Annotated in this window: 14 protein-coding genes; 10 read left to right on the top strand and 4 right to left on the bottom strand. The window is 44.9% G+C overall.

Annotated features, from left to right (window positions below; translation table 11 throughout):
- Positions 1-82 precede the first annotated feature (82 nt).
- From DESYODRAFT_RS02770 to DESYODRAFT_RS02785, 4 genes are all read left to right on the top strand, one after another.
- Positions 83-1,195 carry a cache domain-containing protein gene (locus DESYODRAFT_RS02770; RefSeq protein ID WP_007779125.1) on the top strand — a complete coding sequence of 371 codons (1,113 nt, stop codon included), beginning with the start codon at positions 83-85 and terminating at the stop codon, positions 1,193-1,195.
- 271 nt (positions 1,196-1,466) lie between these two features.
- Positions 1,467-1,955, top strand: a complete 489-nt coding sequence (locus DESYODRAFT_RS02775) for an NADH-quinone oxidoreductase subunit NuoE family protein (protein ID WP_007779127.1) — start codon at positions 1,467-1,469, stop codon at positions 1,953-1,955.
- Positions 1,956-2,041: 86 nt separating this feature from the next.
- Positions 2,042-3,928: an NADH-quinone oxidoreductase subunit NuoF gene (locus DESYODRAFT_RS02780; RefSeq protein WP_007779130.1), complete on the top strand. Its 1,887-nt coding sequence runs from the start codon at positions 2,042-2,044 to the stop codon at positions 3,926-3,928.
- 24 nt (positions 3,929-3,952) lie between these two features.
- Complete coding sequence (locus DESYODRAFT_RS02785; protein ID WP_007779133.1) at positions 3,953-5,695, top strand: NADH-dependent [FeFe] hydrogenase, group A6; 1,743 nt, start codon at positions 3,953-3,955, stop codon at positions 5,693-5,695.
- Positions 5,696-5,880: 185 nt separating this feature from the next.
- Here DESYODRAFT_RS02785 and DESYODRAFT_RS02790 read toward each other — a convergent pair whose 3' ends face one another.
- The 4 genes from DESYODRAFT_RS02790 to DESYODRAFT_RS02805 all read right to left on the bottom strand — a co-directional run bounded on the left by DESYODRAFT_RS02790 (position 5,881) and on the right by DESYODRAFT_RS02805 (position 9,091).
- Positions 5,881-6,618: an ABC transporter ATP-binding protein gene (locus DESYODRAFT_RS02790; protein WP_007779135.1), complete on the bottom strand. Its 738-nt coding sequence runs from the start codon at positions 6,616-6,618 to the stop codon at positions 5,881-5,883.
- Positions 6,603-7,463 carry an ABC transporter permease gene (locus DESYODRAFT_RS02795; RefSeq protein ID WP_007779138.1) on the bottom strand — a complete coding sequence of 287 codons (861 nt, stop codon included), beginning with the start codon at positions 7,461-7,463 and terminating at the stop codon, positions 6,603-6,605. Before DESYODRAFT_RS02795 ends, DESYODRAFT_RS02790 begins: the two co-directional genes overlap by 16 nt.
- Before the next feature lie 15 nt (positions 7,464-7,478).
- Entirely contained in the window at positions 7,479-8,471 is a 993-nt protein-coding gene (locus tag DESYODRAFT_RS02800; RefSeq protein ID WP_007779141.1) for an ABC transporter substrate-binding protein, read from the bottom strand.
- A 233-nt stretch (positions 8,472-8,704) separates the two neighbouring features.
- Positions 8,705-9,091, bottom strand: a complete 387-nt coding sequence (locus DESYODRAFT_RS02805) for a YopX family protein (RefSeq protein WP_007779143.1) — start codon at positions 9,089-9,091, stop codon at positions 8,705-8,707.
- Between the two features lie 221 nt (positions 9,092-9,312).
- Between DESYODRAFT_RS02805 and DESYODRAFT_RS02810 the strand changes: the two genes are divergently transcribed.
- The 6 genes from DESYODRAFT_RS02810 (at position 9,313) to DESYODRAFT_RS02835 (ending at position 13,991) form a co-directional block, all read left to right on the top strand.
- A complete protein-coding gene (locus tag DESYODRAFT_RS02810; RefSeq protein WP_007779145.1) occupies positions 9,313-9,933 on the top strand; it encodes a TetR/AcrR family transcriptional regulator in 621 nt (206 codons plus the stop codon).
- Positions 9,934-9,976: 43 nt separating this feature from the next.
- Positions 9,977-10,993, top strand: coding sequence for an HlyD family secretion protein (locus DESYODRAFT_RS02815; protein ID WP_007779146.1), 1,017 nt, complete (start codon positions 9,977-9,979; stop codon positions 10,991-10,993).
- Between the two features lie 14 nt (positions 10,994-11,007).
- Positions 11,008-11,781, top strand: a complete 774-nt coding sequence (locus tag DESYODRAFT_RS02820; protein ID WP_007779150.1) for an ABC transporter ATP-binding protein — start codon at positions 11,008-11,010, stop codon at positions 11,779-11,781.
- Positions 11,781-12,926 carry an ABC transporter permease gene (locus DESYODRAFT_RS02825; protein WP_007779153.1) on the top strand — a complete coding sequence of 382 codons (1,146 nt, stop codon included), beginning with the start codon at positions 11,781-11,783 and terminating at the stop codon, positions 12,924-12,926. The genes DESYODRAFT_RS02820 and DESYODRAFT_RS02825 overlap by 1 nt, the downstream gene beginning before the upstream one ends.
- Before the next feature lie 114 nt (positions 12,927-13,040).
- Positions 13,041-13,244: a hypothetical protein gene (locus DESYODRAFT_RS02830; RefSeq protein WP_007779156.1), complete on the top strand. Its 204-nt coding sequence runs from the start codon at positions 13,041-13,043 to the stop codon at positions 13,242-13,244.
- 246 nt (positions 13,245-13,490) lie between these two features.
- Positions 13,491-13,991 (top strand): peptidylprolyl isomerase, encoded by a 501-nt coding sequence (locus DESYODRAFT_RS02835; RefSeq protein WP_345788217.1) that lies wholly within the window; start codon positions 13,491-13,493, stop codon positions 13,989-13,991.
- Positions 13,992-14,016 lie beyond the last annotated feature (25 nt).

Raw genomic sequence — 14,016 nt, forward strand, 5'->3', positions numbered from 1 at the left:
AGGTTTTATTAATATTATTATCGAAGTTACTCTAAATATTTTGTTTGAATTAATAGATATTAAGCCGAAAGAGGTGAACTATGTGCGTTCGCTAAAACATCAAATTCTTATATTTTTGTTGGGGTCGCTTATACTATTGGCATCCAGCTTTCTTGTTGTCATGGGGTTCTATATGAAAGACCGGGCTGTAGCCACGGCTATCATCAAAGTTAAAACAGATTTGGCAACCTGTGAGGAAATCCTGGATAAGACATATCCCGGCCCATGGTCGGAGCAAGCCGGAAATCTGTATAAAGGCTCCATAAAAATTAGCCTTAATAATGATATAGTAGACCATTTGGCAAATCTTACAGGGGACACAGTAACCATATTTCTAGGAGACACGCGAATCGCTACCACGGTCCGCGGCTCAAACGGGGAACGGGCGATTGGGACTAAGGTTGCTCCCAATGTGGCCCAGACAGTACTTCAGGATGGTCAGACATATGTAGGAGAGGCTAATGTCGTAGGCGAATGGTACCAAACGGGTTACATTCCATTGCGCACAGAAAACGGGAACATCATCGGGATTTTTTACGTCGGCATTTCGCACGCCTATGAGCAGGAGATTTTCACTCAATCCTTAATTAAAACGGCTGGGATTGGGTTAGTCTTAACCTGTTTGGTAGCTCTTCTTACGTGGTTTTTCCTTCAGAGAGCTATCGTTTATCCTCTGCACAATATCATGTTAGCAACCCGGGACGTAGCAACCGGTCACATTACCGAGAAAGTAAAGGTTTCCGGAGCCAAGGAAATTGGAGAGCTTGAGGATGCCTTCAACCAAATGGTGGAGCAGATTCAATCTCTGACAGAGGAAATTAGCCGTATGACCTGCAACAGCCCGGAGAATGAACCAATAGAAACCAAAAATTTGCTGACTGCGGAATGTCCGCCAATACCCATCCCAAATATTGTTGGAAGAATCGGAGAAGCGGGGTTGCCTAAGGGTTTGCATCAAGCCACTTTAGGGCAAATAACTCAATTTTTGCAAGCCAACCGGCGTCCTCTCTCTGCTGAGGAAGTTGCCGAAGGAGTTAAGCTGACAAGGGTAACTGTACGTCGTTACCTCGAGTTTTTAGAACATAGCGGGGCATTAAGATCTGAACAGAAATACGGCACAGTTGGCCGGCCTGTTAAGCTATTTATACCGTTGTAAAAAACGGCCCTCGATGAGGGCCGTTTTTTATTATGATGAGAATTGTTGTCTAAATTGACTGATTAGGCAACAAATTCACTTTTTCATAATTAATAAAATTTTCTTTACTCACAAAACGCTTATTTAAAGTACATAAACACGACAGGCAGAGAGAAGAACGTTAAACTTATGGCATAGACATTATTCTTGATTCCATTACCTTAATAGAAGACATTATATAGAAGAGAGGTGTAACTAAATAGAAGTATGTTCGTAATAAAGGAGGATTCTTATGTGTGACGCGGCTTCGCCGAATCCATTTGTCAAAAAGCTAGATGACTATATCGACAGTTTGACCCACAAAAAGGAGAATCTTATTGGGGTCCTGCATTATGCTCAAGAAATATACGGATACTTACCTGATAATGTACAGTGGCATATTGCCCAGAAGCTTGATATACCCTCCGCGACAGTCTATGGTGTTGTGAGCTTCTACTCGTTTTTTACGATGGTACCGAGAGGGGAACACGTTGTTAACGTATGTACAGGGACCGCTTGTTTTGTACGAGGGGCCGAAAAATTAAAAAATGAGCTCGAAAATCAGCTTAAGATTAAAGCTGGAGAAACCACTCCGGATAATCTCTTTACTTTAGAAACTTTGCGCTGCGTTGGAGCCTGCGGCCTCGCTCCAGTCATGATCGTCGACGGTGAAGTGCATGGACGCATGCAAAATCCCCAAGACATTAATGAGGTTCTGGCAAAATATCGCCCAGAGAGTTAAGAAGCGTGCCAAGAGTGTCAAGGGGACCGTCCCCTTGACACAGGAGTCACGACCAAAGAAGGTCACCGAAGGAAGGGAAAAGCCATATGAAACTCTTAAATATCGATGCATTAAATGCATTACGAGCCGACAATCTCAAACTTCTTGAATCCCGGCAGGCTGTCGATTCGATTAGCACAGAAAACACCCAAGCTTTAGTAAGGCATGTTATGGTCTGTGGAGGTCCTGGTTGTCACTCCTCGGGCAGTCCCAATATAGCCAAACGGCTGGAAGAGGAGCTCAAGGGATTTGGGCTGTCTGAACAGATTAAAGTCTTTCAACCAGGATGTTTTGGTTTTTGTGAAAAGGGCCCGATGATTCAGATTTTCCCCGATAATGTCACTTATTGTGAGGTTTCGGCAGATGACGTAACGACCATCATCGAAGAGCACTTTGTAAAAGGTAATATTGTAGAACACCTTCTTTTTACGGACCCAAACACCAAAGAACGGTTTGCCGCTGATATTCCTTTTTACAAAGGACAGCTTCGCATAGCGCTGCGCAACGTTGGTTACATTGCCCCGGAAAATATTCTTGAGTATATTGCCGCTGACGGTTATCAGGCTTTAGGCAAAGTTCTTTTTCAGATGACTCCTTTGGAGGTCATTGGCGTCCTGAAAGACAGTGGACTGCGGGGACGGGGCGGCGCAGGTTTTCCTACCGGCCTGAAATGGGAACTGACTCGTAAAAGCCCGGCTGATCAGCGTTATATCATATGCAACGCTGATGAGGGGGACCCAGGTGCTTTCATGGACCGCTCCGTCCTGGAAGGCGATCCTCATAGCGTTTTAGAGGCTATGATGATCGCGGGTGTAGCCATTGGAGCTTCTGAAGGTTATATTTATGTCCGGGCTGAATATCCTGCTGCGATTCACAGTTTACAAGTTGCCATTGCCCAGGCAAGAGAATACGGTTTACTTGGCAAAGATATTTTAGGCAGCGATTTTTGCTTTGATATTGAGCTTAAACTCGGAGCCGGCGCCTTTGTCTGCGGTGAGGAAACGGCACTGATCCATTCCATTGAAGGCGCCAGAGGAGAACCTTCCGTCAAACCGCCTTTTCCCGCCCAACAAGGATTGTGGGGAAAACCAACCAGTGTCAACAATGTGGAAACCTTAGCCAATATCCCCCCAATTATTTTAAAGGGAGCAGGTTGGTTTTCGGCAATTGGCACGGAAAAGAGTAAAGGCACAAAAGTGTTTGCTTTAGCTGGCAAAGTAAATAATGTCGGACTGGTGGAAGTTCCAATGGGAACAACCCTCCGGCAAATTATTTTCGACATTGGCGGAGGAATTAAGCAGCGCAAGACCTTTAAGGCGGCACAAACCGGAGGGCCCTCCGGCGGATGTATTCCAACCAGGTATTTAGATTCCCCCATTGATTATGAATCCTTAGCAGCAATTGGCTCGATGATGGGTTCCGGAGGACTCATTGTCATGGATGAAGATGATTGCATGGTCAATATAGCCAAGTTCTTCCAGGAGTTTACGATGGATGAGTCCTGTGGCCGATGCACGGCCTGTCGGGTGGGAACCAAACGCCTTTATGAAATCTTGACTAAGATTACGGAAGGCAAAGGGACTCTGGAGGATTTAGATAATTTGGAGAAATTGTGTCATATCATTAAGGACACAGCACTGTGCGGATTAGGGCAGAGTGCGCCCAATCCGATCCTGTCTACTTTAAAATATTTCCGCGAAGAATACATTGCGCATGTCGTCGATAAAACCTGTCCGGCCGGCGTTTGTAAGAGCTTGCTAAAATACGAAATCACAGAAAAGTGCGTAGGGTGCGGCCTGTGCGTAAAGAAATGTCCTATGCATTGCATCACCGGCACCACCAAGAAGCGCCACATCATCGACCAAGAACGCTGCCTGAAATGTGGGGCATGTATGGAACAATGCCGCGTCGTTGGCGCCATCATCTGCCATTAAGGTATCCCTGAAGGAGGACTCCATATGGATATTCAACTAACGATTAACGATATAGTGCTTAAAGTACCAGAAGGAACGTCCATTTTAGACGCCGCCCGGACCGTAAACATAGATATTCCAACCTTATGCTACTTAAAGCTTAATGAAATGCACTACAATAATAACATCGCTTCCTGTCGAGTTTGTGTTGTCGAAATAGAGGGCCGCCGCAATCTGGCTTCCTCCTGCTCAACTCCCGTAGCAAATGGCATGGTGGTCAGAACGGATTCGCTGCGTGCTATTCAGGCCAGACGAGCTATGGTTGAACTTCTCCTCTCTGACCACCCTAAATCTTGTCTGACCTGTGCAAAAAACCAAGATTGTGACCTTCAATCCTTAGCCTCGGAATTAGGGGTACGCCATATCTCTTATGAAGGGGAAGAATCCGAGTTTGAAATCGACCGGTCAAGTTCTTCCATTGTTCGGGATCCTAACAAATGTATTCGTTGCCGTCGTTGCGAAACCATGTGCAACGAGGTACAGACGGTTGGCGTTTACTCCGCTGTAGGACGTGGTTTTGAGACGGTAATTAAAACAGCCTTTGACCTGCCCCTTAGTCAAACCGCTTGCACGTTTTGCGGACAATGTATCGCAGTATGTCCAACTGGTGCATTGACCGAACTGGATCAGGTCGATAAAGTTTGGAAAGCTCTCAACGATCCTAATCAATTTGTCGTTGTCCAAACCGCGCCAGCCGTACGGGTCGCGCTAGGGGAGGAATTCGACTTAGAACCTGGGACGATTGTGACCGGTAAGATGGTCGCCGCTCTTCGACGACTTGGTTTTGACCGAGTCTTTGATACGGATTTTGCTGCTGACCTGACAATTATGGAGGAAGCAACAGAGCTTGTGCACCGCATAAAACATGGTGGACGTTTGCCTCTTCTCACAAGTTGTTGTCCTGCCTGGGTTAAATTCTTTGAACATCAATTTCCAGATCTCTTAGACATTCCTTCAACCTGCAAATCTCCTCATGAAATGTTAGGGGTTTTAATCAAAAGTTACTATGCGAGAACGCTGGGGATTGACCCCAAAACTATTACGGTTGTTTCCGTCATGCCTTGTGTTGCTAAAAAATACGAAGCAGCTCGTCCTGAACTTTCGCAAGGCGCGGAAACTGCGGATGTGGACATCGTCATCACTACTCGTGAACTTGCTCGCATGATTCGGGAAGCCAGCATTCATTTTGATCACCTCAAAGACCAGGAATTTGATCACCCCTTAGGGGAATCAACCGGTGCTTCCGTTATTTTTGGAGCAACCGGTGGAGTGCTCGAAGCCGCCTTGCGGACAGCTTATGAGGTGATCACTGGCGAAACCTTAGAAAAAGTGGAGTTTGAAGCCCTCCGGGGAATGGATGGGCTTAAAGAAGCTGTAATCCCAATCGCTGGACAAGATTATCGAGCTGCGGTTATCCATGGTTTAGGTAATGCTCGTAAGGTTCTTGAGAAAATACAAGCAGGGGAAAGCAATTATGACGTAATCGAGATTATGGCTTGCCCCGGAGGTTGTATCGGTGGAGGCGGACAGCCCTATCATCATGGAAACCTGGATATTCTTGCAGATCGAGCGGGAGCCTTATACCGCGAAGACCGCGCTAAGCCTTTGCGGAAGTCGCACGAAAATCCGGCCATTATAGGTCTTTATAAGGATTATCTGGGCGAACCCTATGGAGAAAGAGCCCATAAGCTGCTGCATACCAGCTATGTGCCGCGTAAGAAGATCTAATCCTGATTTGGATCTAACGTATGGACGGGTTTTATCAGCCAAATCCATCGCTTATACGCCGATTGGTATAAGTCATTGTTCCTAAATAGTTTGAAGACCGCCTTTTTGTTCATCAATTACAAAAAGGCGGTCTTCGTTCTGCCCGGCGAACGTATAAGTTACTGTCCCTATTCTTTTCTAATCCTTTAAAACAAGTTTTGGAGATCTTTCTTCAATGCCATAAAATCAGGGTGATCCGGGCAACGGGGATATGAAAACGGGACTTGAATGATTTTTCGAATGCTTCCTGGTGAAGGGTGCATGACAATGATTCTCTGACCAAGAATTAAGGCCTCATCCATGTCATGAGTGACATGGATGCAAGTTTTGTGCGTAGACTGCCATAAGTTTAATAAATCGGATTGTAATTTGGTTCGTGTTTGGGTGTCAAGAGCAGCAAACGGCTCGTCCAGCAACAAGATTTGGGGATCCGCTGCCAGAGCACGGGCGATAGCGGCTCTTTGCGCCATGCCGCCGGATAGTTGGTTAGGCATGGCCTTGGCAAAATCGCTTAACCCGACCATTTTTAATAAGTCGTGGACGATCTTGCGCAGAAGGTTTTTTTCCACTCGTCCCTTTATTCCGAAGGCGATATTCTCTGCCACTGTCAACCACGGAAAAAGGCGGGGTTCTTGAAAAACCATCCCTCTTTCCCGACCTGTAGATTCAATGAGCCGGCCCTTAAACAGGATTTGCCCGGATGTCTGCTTTTCCAAACCAGCGATAATCCTAAGTAAGGTTGTCTTTCCGCACCCGCTCGGACCGAGTAAGCAAATTAACTCGCCTGAGGCAACCTTAAAGTGAAGATTATCGAGAGCGAGAACCTGACCCTTGCCGAGGTTAAAGGATTTTGTAATGTTATTAATTTCTAAGAAATCTGCCACTTTGGCACCTCTTTAGTATCAACCTTTGTTTGCCAGGGTAATAACTTCTTTTCCAGACGGCTGAAAATAAAATCTAAGATAAGGCCGACGAGGCCAATAACGAACACCCCTACAAGCATCAAATCAGGCTGTGCCATTTCACGGCCCTCCTGAATGAGGTAGCCGATCCCCTTGGAAGCCCCGAGTAATTCTGCCGCCACTAAGGAGCGCCAACTAAAGCTTAGACCGAGTCTCATACCGACAAAGACAGAGGGAGCAGCCGATGGAAGATAGACCCGGCTCATCAGACCCCAGCGGGAAAGACCATAAGTGTAGGCTACTTCTTTCAGCTGAGGGTCCGTGCTGGCGATGCCATGTAATGTGTTAAGAAAGAGGGGGAAAAAGGCAGAATAAACAATGATAGCAATCTTGGATGCTTCGTCAATACCCAACCAGAGAATGAACATAGGAATCCAGGCAATGGCGGGAATTTGCTGCAGAAAGCTCAAGCTGGGAGACAAATAATTACGGATACCCGGTAATAAACCGAGTAAGAAACCCAAAGGAAGAGCCAGACACAGAGCCAGGCCGAACCCGAAAACTACGCGGTACAGACTGGCTCCAATATGTCTTGTTAGTTGTCCGTTACCGGCAATCGTCGAAAAACGTTCCCAAATCTGCGAGGGAGGAGGAAGAAGATAGTCATTTAACCAGCCCAAGCCACTTAAGACCTCCCATAGAACAAGAATAAAAACAGGGAGAGCTAATCCTTGCAATAATCTTAGGATCATCAATGGCTTAGTTGGTTGATAAGATTTCTCCTTTAACGTCAGCGGCTTCTTTCGTTCGCTCGCGAAAGCCTTCATAAAATCCTCCCTAAATTAGGTTGTGGGCAGGTAACTGGGATCGACTAACTCTTCCACGACGTTATTGATGTCAACATCAGGACGGATCATGCCTTCTTTTTGCAAAAAGGAGGCGGATTTGAGTAAATCACTCTTAACCTCATCAAGGCTCATTTCAAAGTTAAATATGGGATAAAGGGCTTTAACCCCGTTTATGTCCATTTGATTTTTTTGTGCGGTCATAGTTAAGGCTTCCTCCAGGTTTGCTTCGCTCCACTCGATAGAAGTCCTATGTATGTCTAAGTAGCGTTTTACTAATTCGGGATGAGTCTGTGCAAAGTCACTGCGAACAGCAATCACGGATAAGCCGGGTATTAAGCCGTCCGCTGAACGCAAAGGTTTTATCTTGCCGGTTGCAACTGCTTTAGAAAGCAAAGGTTCCGGCAGAATTGTGGCATCAACATGTCCTGCAGAAATAGCGGCGGTCGCGGCGGTTGAGTCCATATTAATCAGTTCAAGGTCTTGAGTGGTCAGATTAACCTCCGCTAAAGCACGGATTAACATCTCATGCAGCATGGTTCCTTTTTGCAAGGCGATCTTCTTTCCTTTGAGGTCAGCGACTGTGTTTACTGATCCGTCAGTTTTAACAACCAGACTTATTCCTTTAGGAAAGCGGGAATAGGAGGATACGATTTTGATGTCATTGCCATTGGCTTTAGCTAAGATAGCTGAAACGTAATTAAGACTATTGGAAATATCCAGGGATTTTGCAGCTAATGCTTCAAGTTGGTTGCTGGGAACCGGGATATCATGCCACTTAAAGGCGATACCATCCTTCTGAAACTCGTTTTCGAACATCTTTTTTTCCTGAGCGACAATTGAAGGGACGTTAATAGGCCGGGAAACGTAAGAAGCATTTATAGTTTCAGGCTTTTCCGGCAGGGGTTGATTGGACGGTTGGGAAGGTGTGCAGCCAATGAGAGTAAAGGTTACTAAAATAAGAAGGAATAACATCTTTGAGCGAAACATAATAATCACAATCCTTTATTATTGAGTTTAAACTTAAACTATATTTGCTTGTTAATAGTTTAACATAAGTAAGTCATATGAGCTACAATAATCGAAATGGAACTTGCCGGAACAATTTTTGAAAAAGATAATGGCGCATGTTCAATACTTGAACGTGCGCCATTATTTGATATAAGAAACCTACTATATGACGGAACAGGGTCTTAATGGAAGCTGAATTCCAAATATTGGCCTTAAAATAATGTATATCGAAGTTTCTCTTGTGAAAGATTAGATTTTTGAAATTCATTACCGATAACAACACTGCATTCAACAGTACTGATTTCGCATTTTGAAAAGCTTCCCAATTCAAGAAGCTCGAAGGTTGCCAGCGTTTTATTCCATACGACTTTGTAAATGATTGAGGAGATTCTGACTAAATCTCCTTCATACACTTCGATTCCATTTGAATCAGAAAAGCCGGTCCATTGCATCAATATGTATTTTCCGATGGGTTCCCATGATCGGCCAGGTACACTCACCGCAAAAGGAGCTGAACTTTGCATATCAAAACTTAAGGCCTGAGGTTTTAGCATTTTTTCCTGAATTCTGTCCCATACTCTGAATTTTTGTTCCCTCAATTGTGTTACCTCCTTTATGACTTGAAACGTCCCCTATCGTAATGTAAGATACTTCAAACTCACATAATAAGTACGTATGGGGGAAAAAGTTTAAGAGGGTAGGAAACATGATTTAATTTAAAATTTAATTGACAAACGTCTAAGTCTTGATAAAATAATTGTAAGTGAGTAATCACTCATTTGATTACAACGCCCAAAAGGTGCTTTGTTAGGAGGAGCCCATGAACTTGAATGAAAGCGAACAACGGGAAACCCGTAAAAAGAAAACAGCGGAAGAGCGGCGCCGGGATATTCTTGAAGCGGCCTTAAACATTTTTATTCAAAAAGGCTATAATGGCTCAACGACGGCGGAAATTGCCCGGGCAGCGGGTGTCGCCGAAGGAACGATTTTTCGTCATTTTGCAACCAAAAAGGAATTACTGATCGCAATCTTGGAACCGAAAATTCTTGACGGAATCATTTCCCTCGATAAGGAGCACAATGATCCCGTAGAATTTTTCCGGTGTTTTTTTAGGAACCGCCTGGAGATCATTAACGAAAATGATGGTCTTGTCCGCTTTATGTTTGCCGAAGCGCAGTTTCATGCTGAAGTCAGAGAGGCCTTGTTTAATGGGATTTTAGGGCAGGGCATAAGGATCGTGAAGCCTTGGTTTGAAAAGGGTGTCGAACAGGGAGTTTTCAAACCTGTTCCATTTCTATTTGTCATGCGCAGTTTTATGGGGATGGCTTTGTTTTATGGGATATTCAACCACGTTATACCGGAGCTGTCTCCGGAAAAAACCATTGAGGAGGCGGCTGATCAAATGCTAGAGCTTTTTCTGCATGGGTTGATGGTAAGGTAAGAGGAGCACCAATAGCCTAAGTTTATGAGCGGGAGGAGAAACCATGAGAAAAAAAGCCGGAGTCCTTGTCATTGTCCTGATGTTCATTGCCTTAACGGTCTTAGGAGATCGGTATTTGAATCGCTCTGCAGAAACAAACCTATATTCCGGAACCATCGAAGGAACTGAGCTTCCCGTCCAGCCGGAACTGGGCGGCAGAGTTGTTGAGTTGCTAATTCAAGAAGGTCAGATGATAAAAACGGGGGATATTATAGCAAAATTAGACGACAGCCAGGCTAAAATTTCCTTGGATATTGCTAAAAGCCAGCAAATCCAGGCTCAGGCCAAACTTAACGACCTTTTAGGCGGAGTGCGGGCGGAAGAACTTCGACGGCTCGAGCACTTAGTCAATCAGGCCAAGGCCAATCTATCGGCACTGGAGCCAACCCTTAAGTTCGAGGAAGAAACTTTAGCCGCTAATCAGAAACTCTATGAGAGTGGTGCCCTTAGTAAACAAGCTTTAGATGCTCAGCAAAATAAACTTGATACATTAAAAGCCCAGTATCAGGGTGCTCAAGCGAGCGCAGATGCGGCACAGGCCAGTTTGGATCAGGCTCAGGCCGGCTTTACTCAGCCGACTATTCAGGCTCAGAAAGCGGCAGTCGATATTGCCGTTCAGTCTGTCAAAACGGCAGAGTTAGGTTTGAGCAAACATACCATAAAGAGCCCTGCCAGTGGCCAAGTGCTCTATCAAAATGTTGAGTCAGGTCAAGTTGTTAATCCCGGTACAACCCTGGCAACGATTCTGAATCCCGATGATTTATGGATCAAAATCTATATTCCGGGTGCTAAGCTGGGTCAGGTGAAAATGGGGGGAGAAGTTTCTATTGCGGCGGATGCATACCCGGATAAGTCATTTAAAGGACAGATTCAATATATCAGTACTCAAGCGGAATTTACTCCGAAGAACGTTCAAACTAAGGAAGAACGAACTAAAACGGTTTACGCTGTTAAAATAAGTATTACAGAAGGTAAAGATCAGTTAAAAGCCGGTATGCCAGCAGATGTGACCCTGGAGTAAAGGAGTGGGCTGAAATGAATTTAGCAATTGATTGCCAGGGTTTAGTTAAACGCTTTGGCATGTATACAGCGGTTCGCGGGGTAAGCTTCCAACTGCCTGCCGGGGCAATTATGGGTTTCGTGGGACCGAACGGCGCGGGCAAGACAACGCTGATCCGCATGCTCTGCGGTGTTCTGGTGCCGACGGAAGGACAGGCCACTGTGCTTGGCTACGATGTTTCAACTCAGCCGGAGGAAATCAAACAGCGTATTGGCTATATGTCCCAAAAGTTTAGTCTTTATGAAGACCTGACGGTCAAGGAGAATCTGGACTTTTATGCAGGGGTTTATAGTTTGCATGGGAAAATGGCCCAAGAGCAGAAAGCTCGGGTCATAGAACGAATTGGCTTGGCTGAACGAACTACTCAGTTAGTTTCTTCCCTTTCAGGCGGCTGGAAGCAAAGAGTGGCTTTAGCCTGTGCTTTGCTGCATAGCCCCCGCTTGCTCATTCTTGATGAACCGACAGCTGGTGTAGATCCGGTTTCACGACGGGTTTTTTTAGAGTTGATCCATCAGTTAGCTAAAGAAGGAATGACGATTCTTGTCAGTACTCATTACATGGATGAAGCGGCAACCTGTGATTATTTGGGTTTTGTATTCTATGGGCGCTTAATCGCCTTTGGTTCTCCGGACGATATGAAAAAAAGAGAGGCTAAAGATAGTTTAGATGATCTCTTCATCCATTATGTTGAACATGAAGCCCCGGATGATCCGCGTAATCTTGCCCTGAAGAAAGGGGGGCGGGGCTGATGGGGAAGTTTTCCTGGGTGCGCTTTTTAGCCGTCTTGAGAAAGGAATTCCTCCATATAAGACGAGACCGTGCCAGTTTAATTATGGCTATTGTCATGCCGATCGGTATGCTCCTTTTGTTTGGTTATGCCGTCAATACGGATGTAGACCACCTGCCTACTGTGGTTTGGGATCAATCTCAGACTTCTGATAGCCGGGAGTTTATTACCTCAATACGTAATACCCAATATTTAGATCCTGATGATTATGTCCAAGGATATCATCAGATCGAAAGCTATCTGGACAGCGGTAAGGCCCGGGCAGCAGTCATTATCCCGCCTGAGTTTGGCAAGGAGTTGCAGAGGGATAATGGGCAGGCTGACATACAGGTTTTAGTTGATGGATCCGATCCCACGGTTGCCCGGGCAGCTATGTCCGCGGTTCAGATGCTTGGTCTTAATAAATCCTTAGAAATTCAAGGGGTTCGCTTAGCAGCTAAAGGCGCATCGGCGGGTACAAACATGCCTCTGAATATTGAGACCAGAGTTTGGTACAACCCGGACATGAAGTCGATGGTCTTTAACATTCCGGCCTTAATCGGTCTGATCTTACAGAACGTGATAGCCATGTTAACCTCCTTCTCGATTGTGCGCGAAAAAGAACGCGGCACCATGGAACAAGTCGTCGTAACCCCGATCCGCTCTCTTGAGTTGCTGTTGGGAAAGCTTCTGCCCTTTGTATTTATTGGTTTTGTCTCCCTGTCCTTAATTCTAGCTACCGGGATTTTTTGGTTTGGAGTCATGCCGGCAGGAAGTATTCCCCTTTTGGTGCTCTTATCCACCATCTTTTTGTTTACGATTCTAGCCATTGGACTTTTAATTTCCAGCGTCGCAAAGACACAGCTCCAAGCAATGCAAATGACGTTCATTTTGATATTGCCTTCAATCCTATTGTCAGGCTTTATCTTTCCCCGGGAAACCATGCCGACGTTCTTAAAAATTCTCGGTGGGCTATTTCCCTTGACATATTTTCTGGAAATTGTACGGGGAATCTTTCTTAAAGGGGTAGGGATGGAGTATCTTTGGCAGGATACCCTCATCCTCTGTGCTTTTGCTATTGTCTTGGTCGGAATCGCAGCTAAGAAGTTTAAGAAGAACTTGGATTAGGGGTGTGATGTTGTTCCGCCCCACTCGGGGCGGAATTTTGATGGACTTTAACGAATATCGCGTGAGATAATTATAGAATGGGGGAGATTGATTGAAAGAGGAGGTGAAAGCAACTTGAATGAAGAAGTTTATGGTACCGAACAAAAAGGCAAAAATAATAATGATGCTATTAAATCATCAATCAAAAAGGGAATATCGTTTGGTTCTTGTTTAGCTATGATTATTTCATATACTGCATGGAAGTCAATTCCCTGGGCTATTATCCATGGTTTAATGAGTTGGGTATATGTAGTTTATTATTGGGCTAATTATCAGTAGATTATAAGAATAATCGTTACTCGGTCAAATGTATTGACTATTGCAGTTAAAGGATTATGGAAGGAGTAAATCATGAAGAGATTTAAACTAGGTCTCTTATTCTTGACGTTAGCCGTGATCCTGGCAAGCATAGGCTGCGGATCCCAGGCCCCTAATTCGGCCAGCCCACAACCGGCTGCGGACAATACACAACCAAAAAACAACCTGACATCCACCGTCAAAAATAATCCGATTGTCACAATTACCATGGCCAGTGGGGAACAGATTAAAGTGGAGCTTTACCCTAATATAGCTCCCAATACAGTAAAAAGCTTTGTGGCCTTGGCTAAAAAGGGGTTCTATAACGGGTTGATCTTTCACAGAGTGATTCCGGGATTTATGATTCAAGGCGGGGATCCCAACGGAAATGGCACTGGTGGTCCCGGTTATAGCATTAAAGGAGAGTTTACGAACAATGGCTTTGTAAATAATTTAAAGCATGAACGTGGTGTGATCTCCATGGGCAGAACTCCATATGATCTTAATTCTGCCGGCTCCCAATTTTTCATCATGGTAAGTAATGTCCCAAACTTGGATAAAGATTATGCTGCCTTTGGTAAAGTTATCAGTGGTATGGAGACTGTAGACAAAATTGTAAATAGTCCGAGAGATGATGAGGATAAACCCAATCAAGATCAGGTCATGAAAAGTGTAACCGTTGACACCTTAGGGGAAGAGTATTCTGAACCGGAGGTAATAAAAAAATAAGGTATGAAAGTAAATTTATTACCAA

The organism is Desulfosporosinus youngiae DSM 17734 (assembly GCF_000244895.1).
Classification (GTDB): domain Bacteria; phylum Bacillota; class Desulfitobacteriia; order Desulfitobacteriales; family Desulfitobacteriaceae; genus Desulfosporosinus; species Desulfosporosinus youngiae.

What these genes read in the sequence shown, in the direction of transcription:
- DESYODRAFT_RS02775 (WP_007779127.1), top strand. Translation starts at nt 1,467, where the DNA reads ATGTGTGACGCGGCTTCGCCGAATCCATTTGTCAAAAAGCTAGATGAC.
- DESYODRAFT_RS02780 (WP_007779130.1), top strand. Translation starts at nt 2,042, where the DNA reads ATGAAACTCTTAAATATCGATGCATTAAATGCATTACGAGCCGACAAT.
- DESYODRAFT_RS02785 (WP_007779133.1), top strand. Translation starts at nt 3,953, where the DNA reads ATGGATATTCAACTAACGATTAACGATATAGTGCTTAAAGTACCAGAA.
- DESYODRAFT_RS02795 (WP_007779138.1), bottom strand. Translation starts at nt 7,463, where the DNA reads ATGAAGGCTTTCGCGAGCGAACGAAAGAAGCCGCTGACGTTAAAGGAG.
- DESYODRAFT_RS02800 (WP_007779141.1), bottom strand. Translation starts at nt 8,471, where the DNA reads ATGTTTCGCTCAAAGATGTTATTCCTTCTTATTTTAGTAACCTTTACT.
- DESYODRAFT_RS02810 (WP_007779145.1), top strand. Translation starts at nt 9,313, where the DNA reads ATGAACTTGAATGAAAGCGAACAACGGGAAACCCGTAAAAAGAAAACA.
- DESYODRAFT_RS02815 (WP_007779146.1), top strand. Translation starts at nt 9,977, where the DNA reads ATGAGAAAAAAAGCCGGAGTCCTTGTCATTGTCCTGATGTTCATTGCC.
- DESYODRAFT_RS02820 (WP_007779150.1), top strand. Translation starts at nt 11,008, where the DNA reads ATGAATTTAGCAATTGATTGCCAGGGTTTAGTTAAACGCTTTGGCATG.
- DESYODRAFT_RS02825 (WP_007779153.1), top strand. Translation starts at nt 11,781, where the DNA reads ATGGGGAAGTTTTCCTGGGTGCGCTTTTTAGCCGTCTTGAGAAAGGAA.
- DESYODRAFT_RS02835 (WP_345788217.1), top strand. Translation starts at nt 13,491, where the DNA reads ATGGCCAGTGGGGAACAGATTAAAGTGGAGCTTTACCCTAATATAGCT.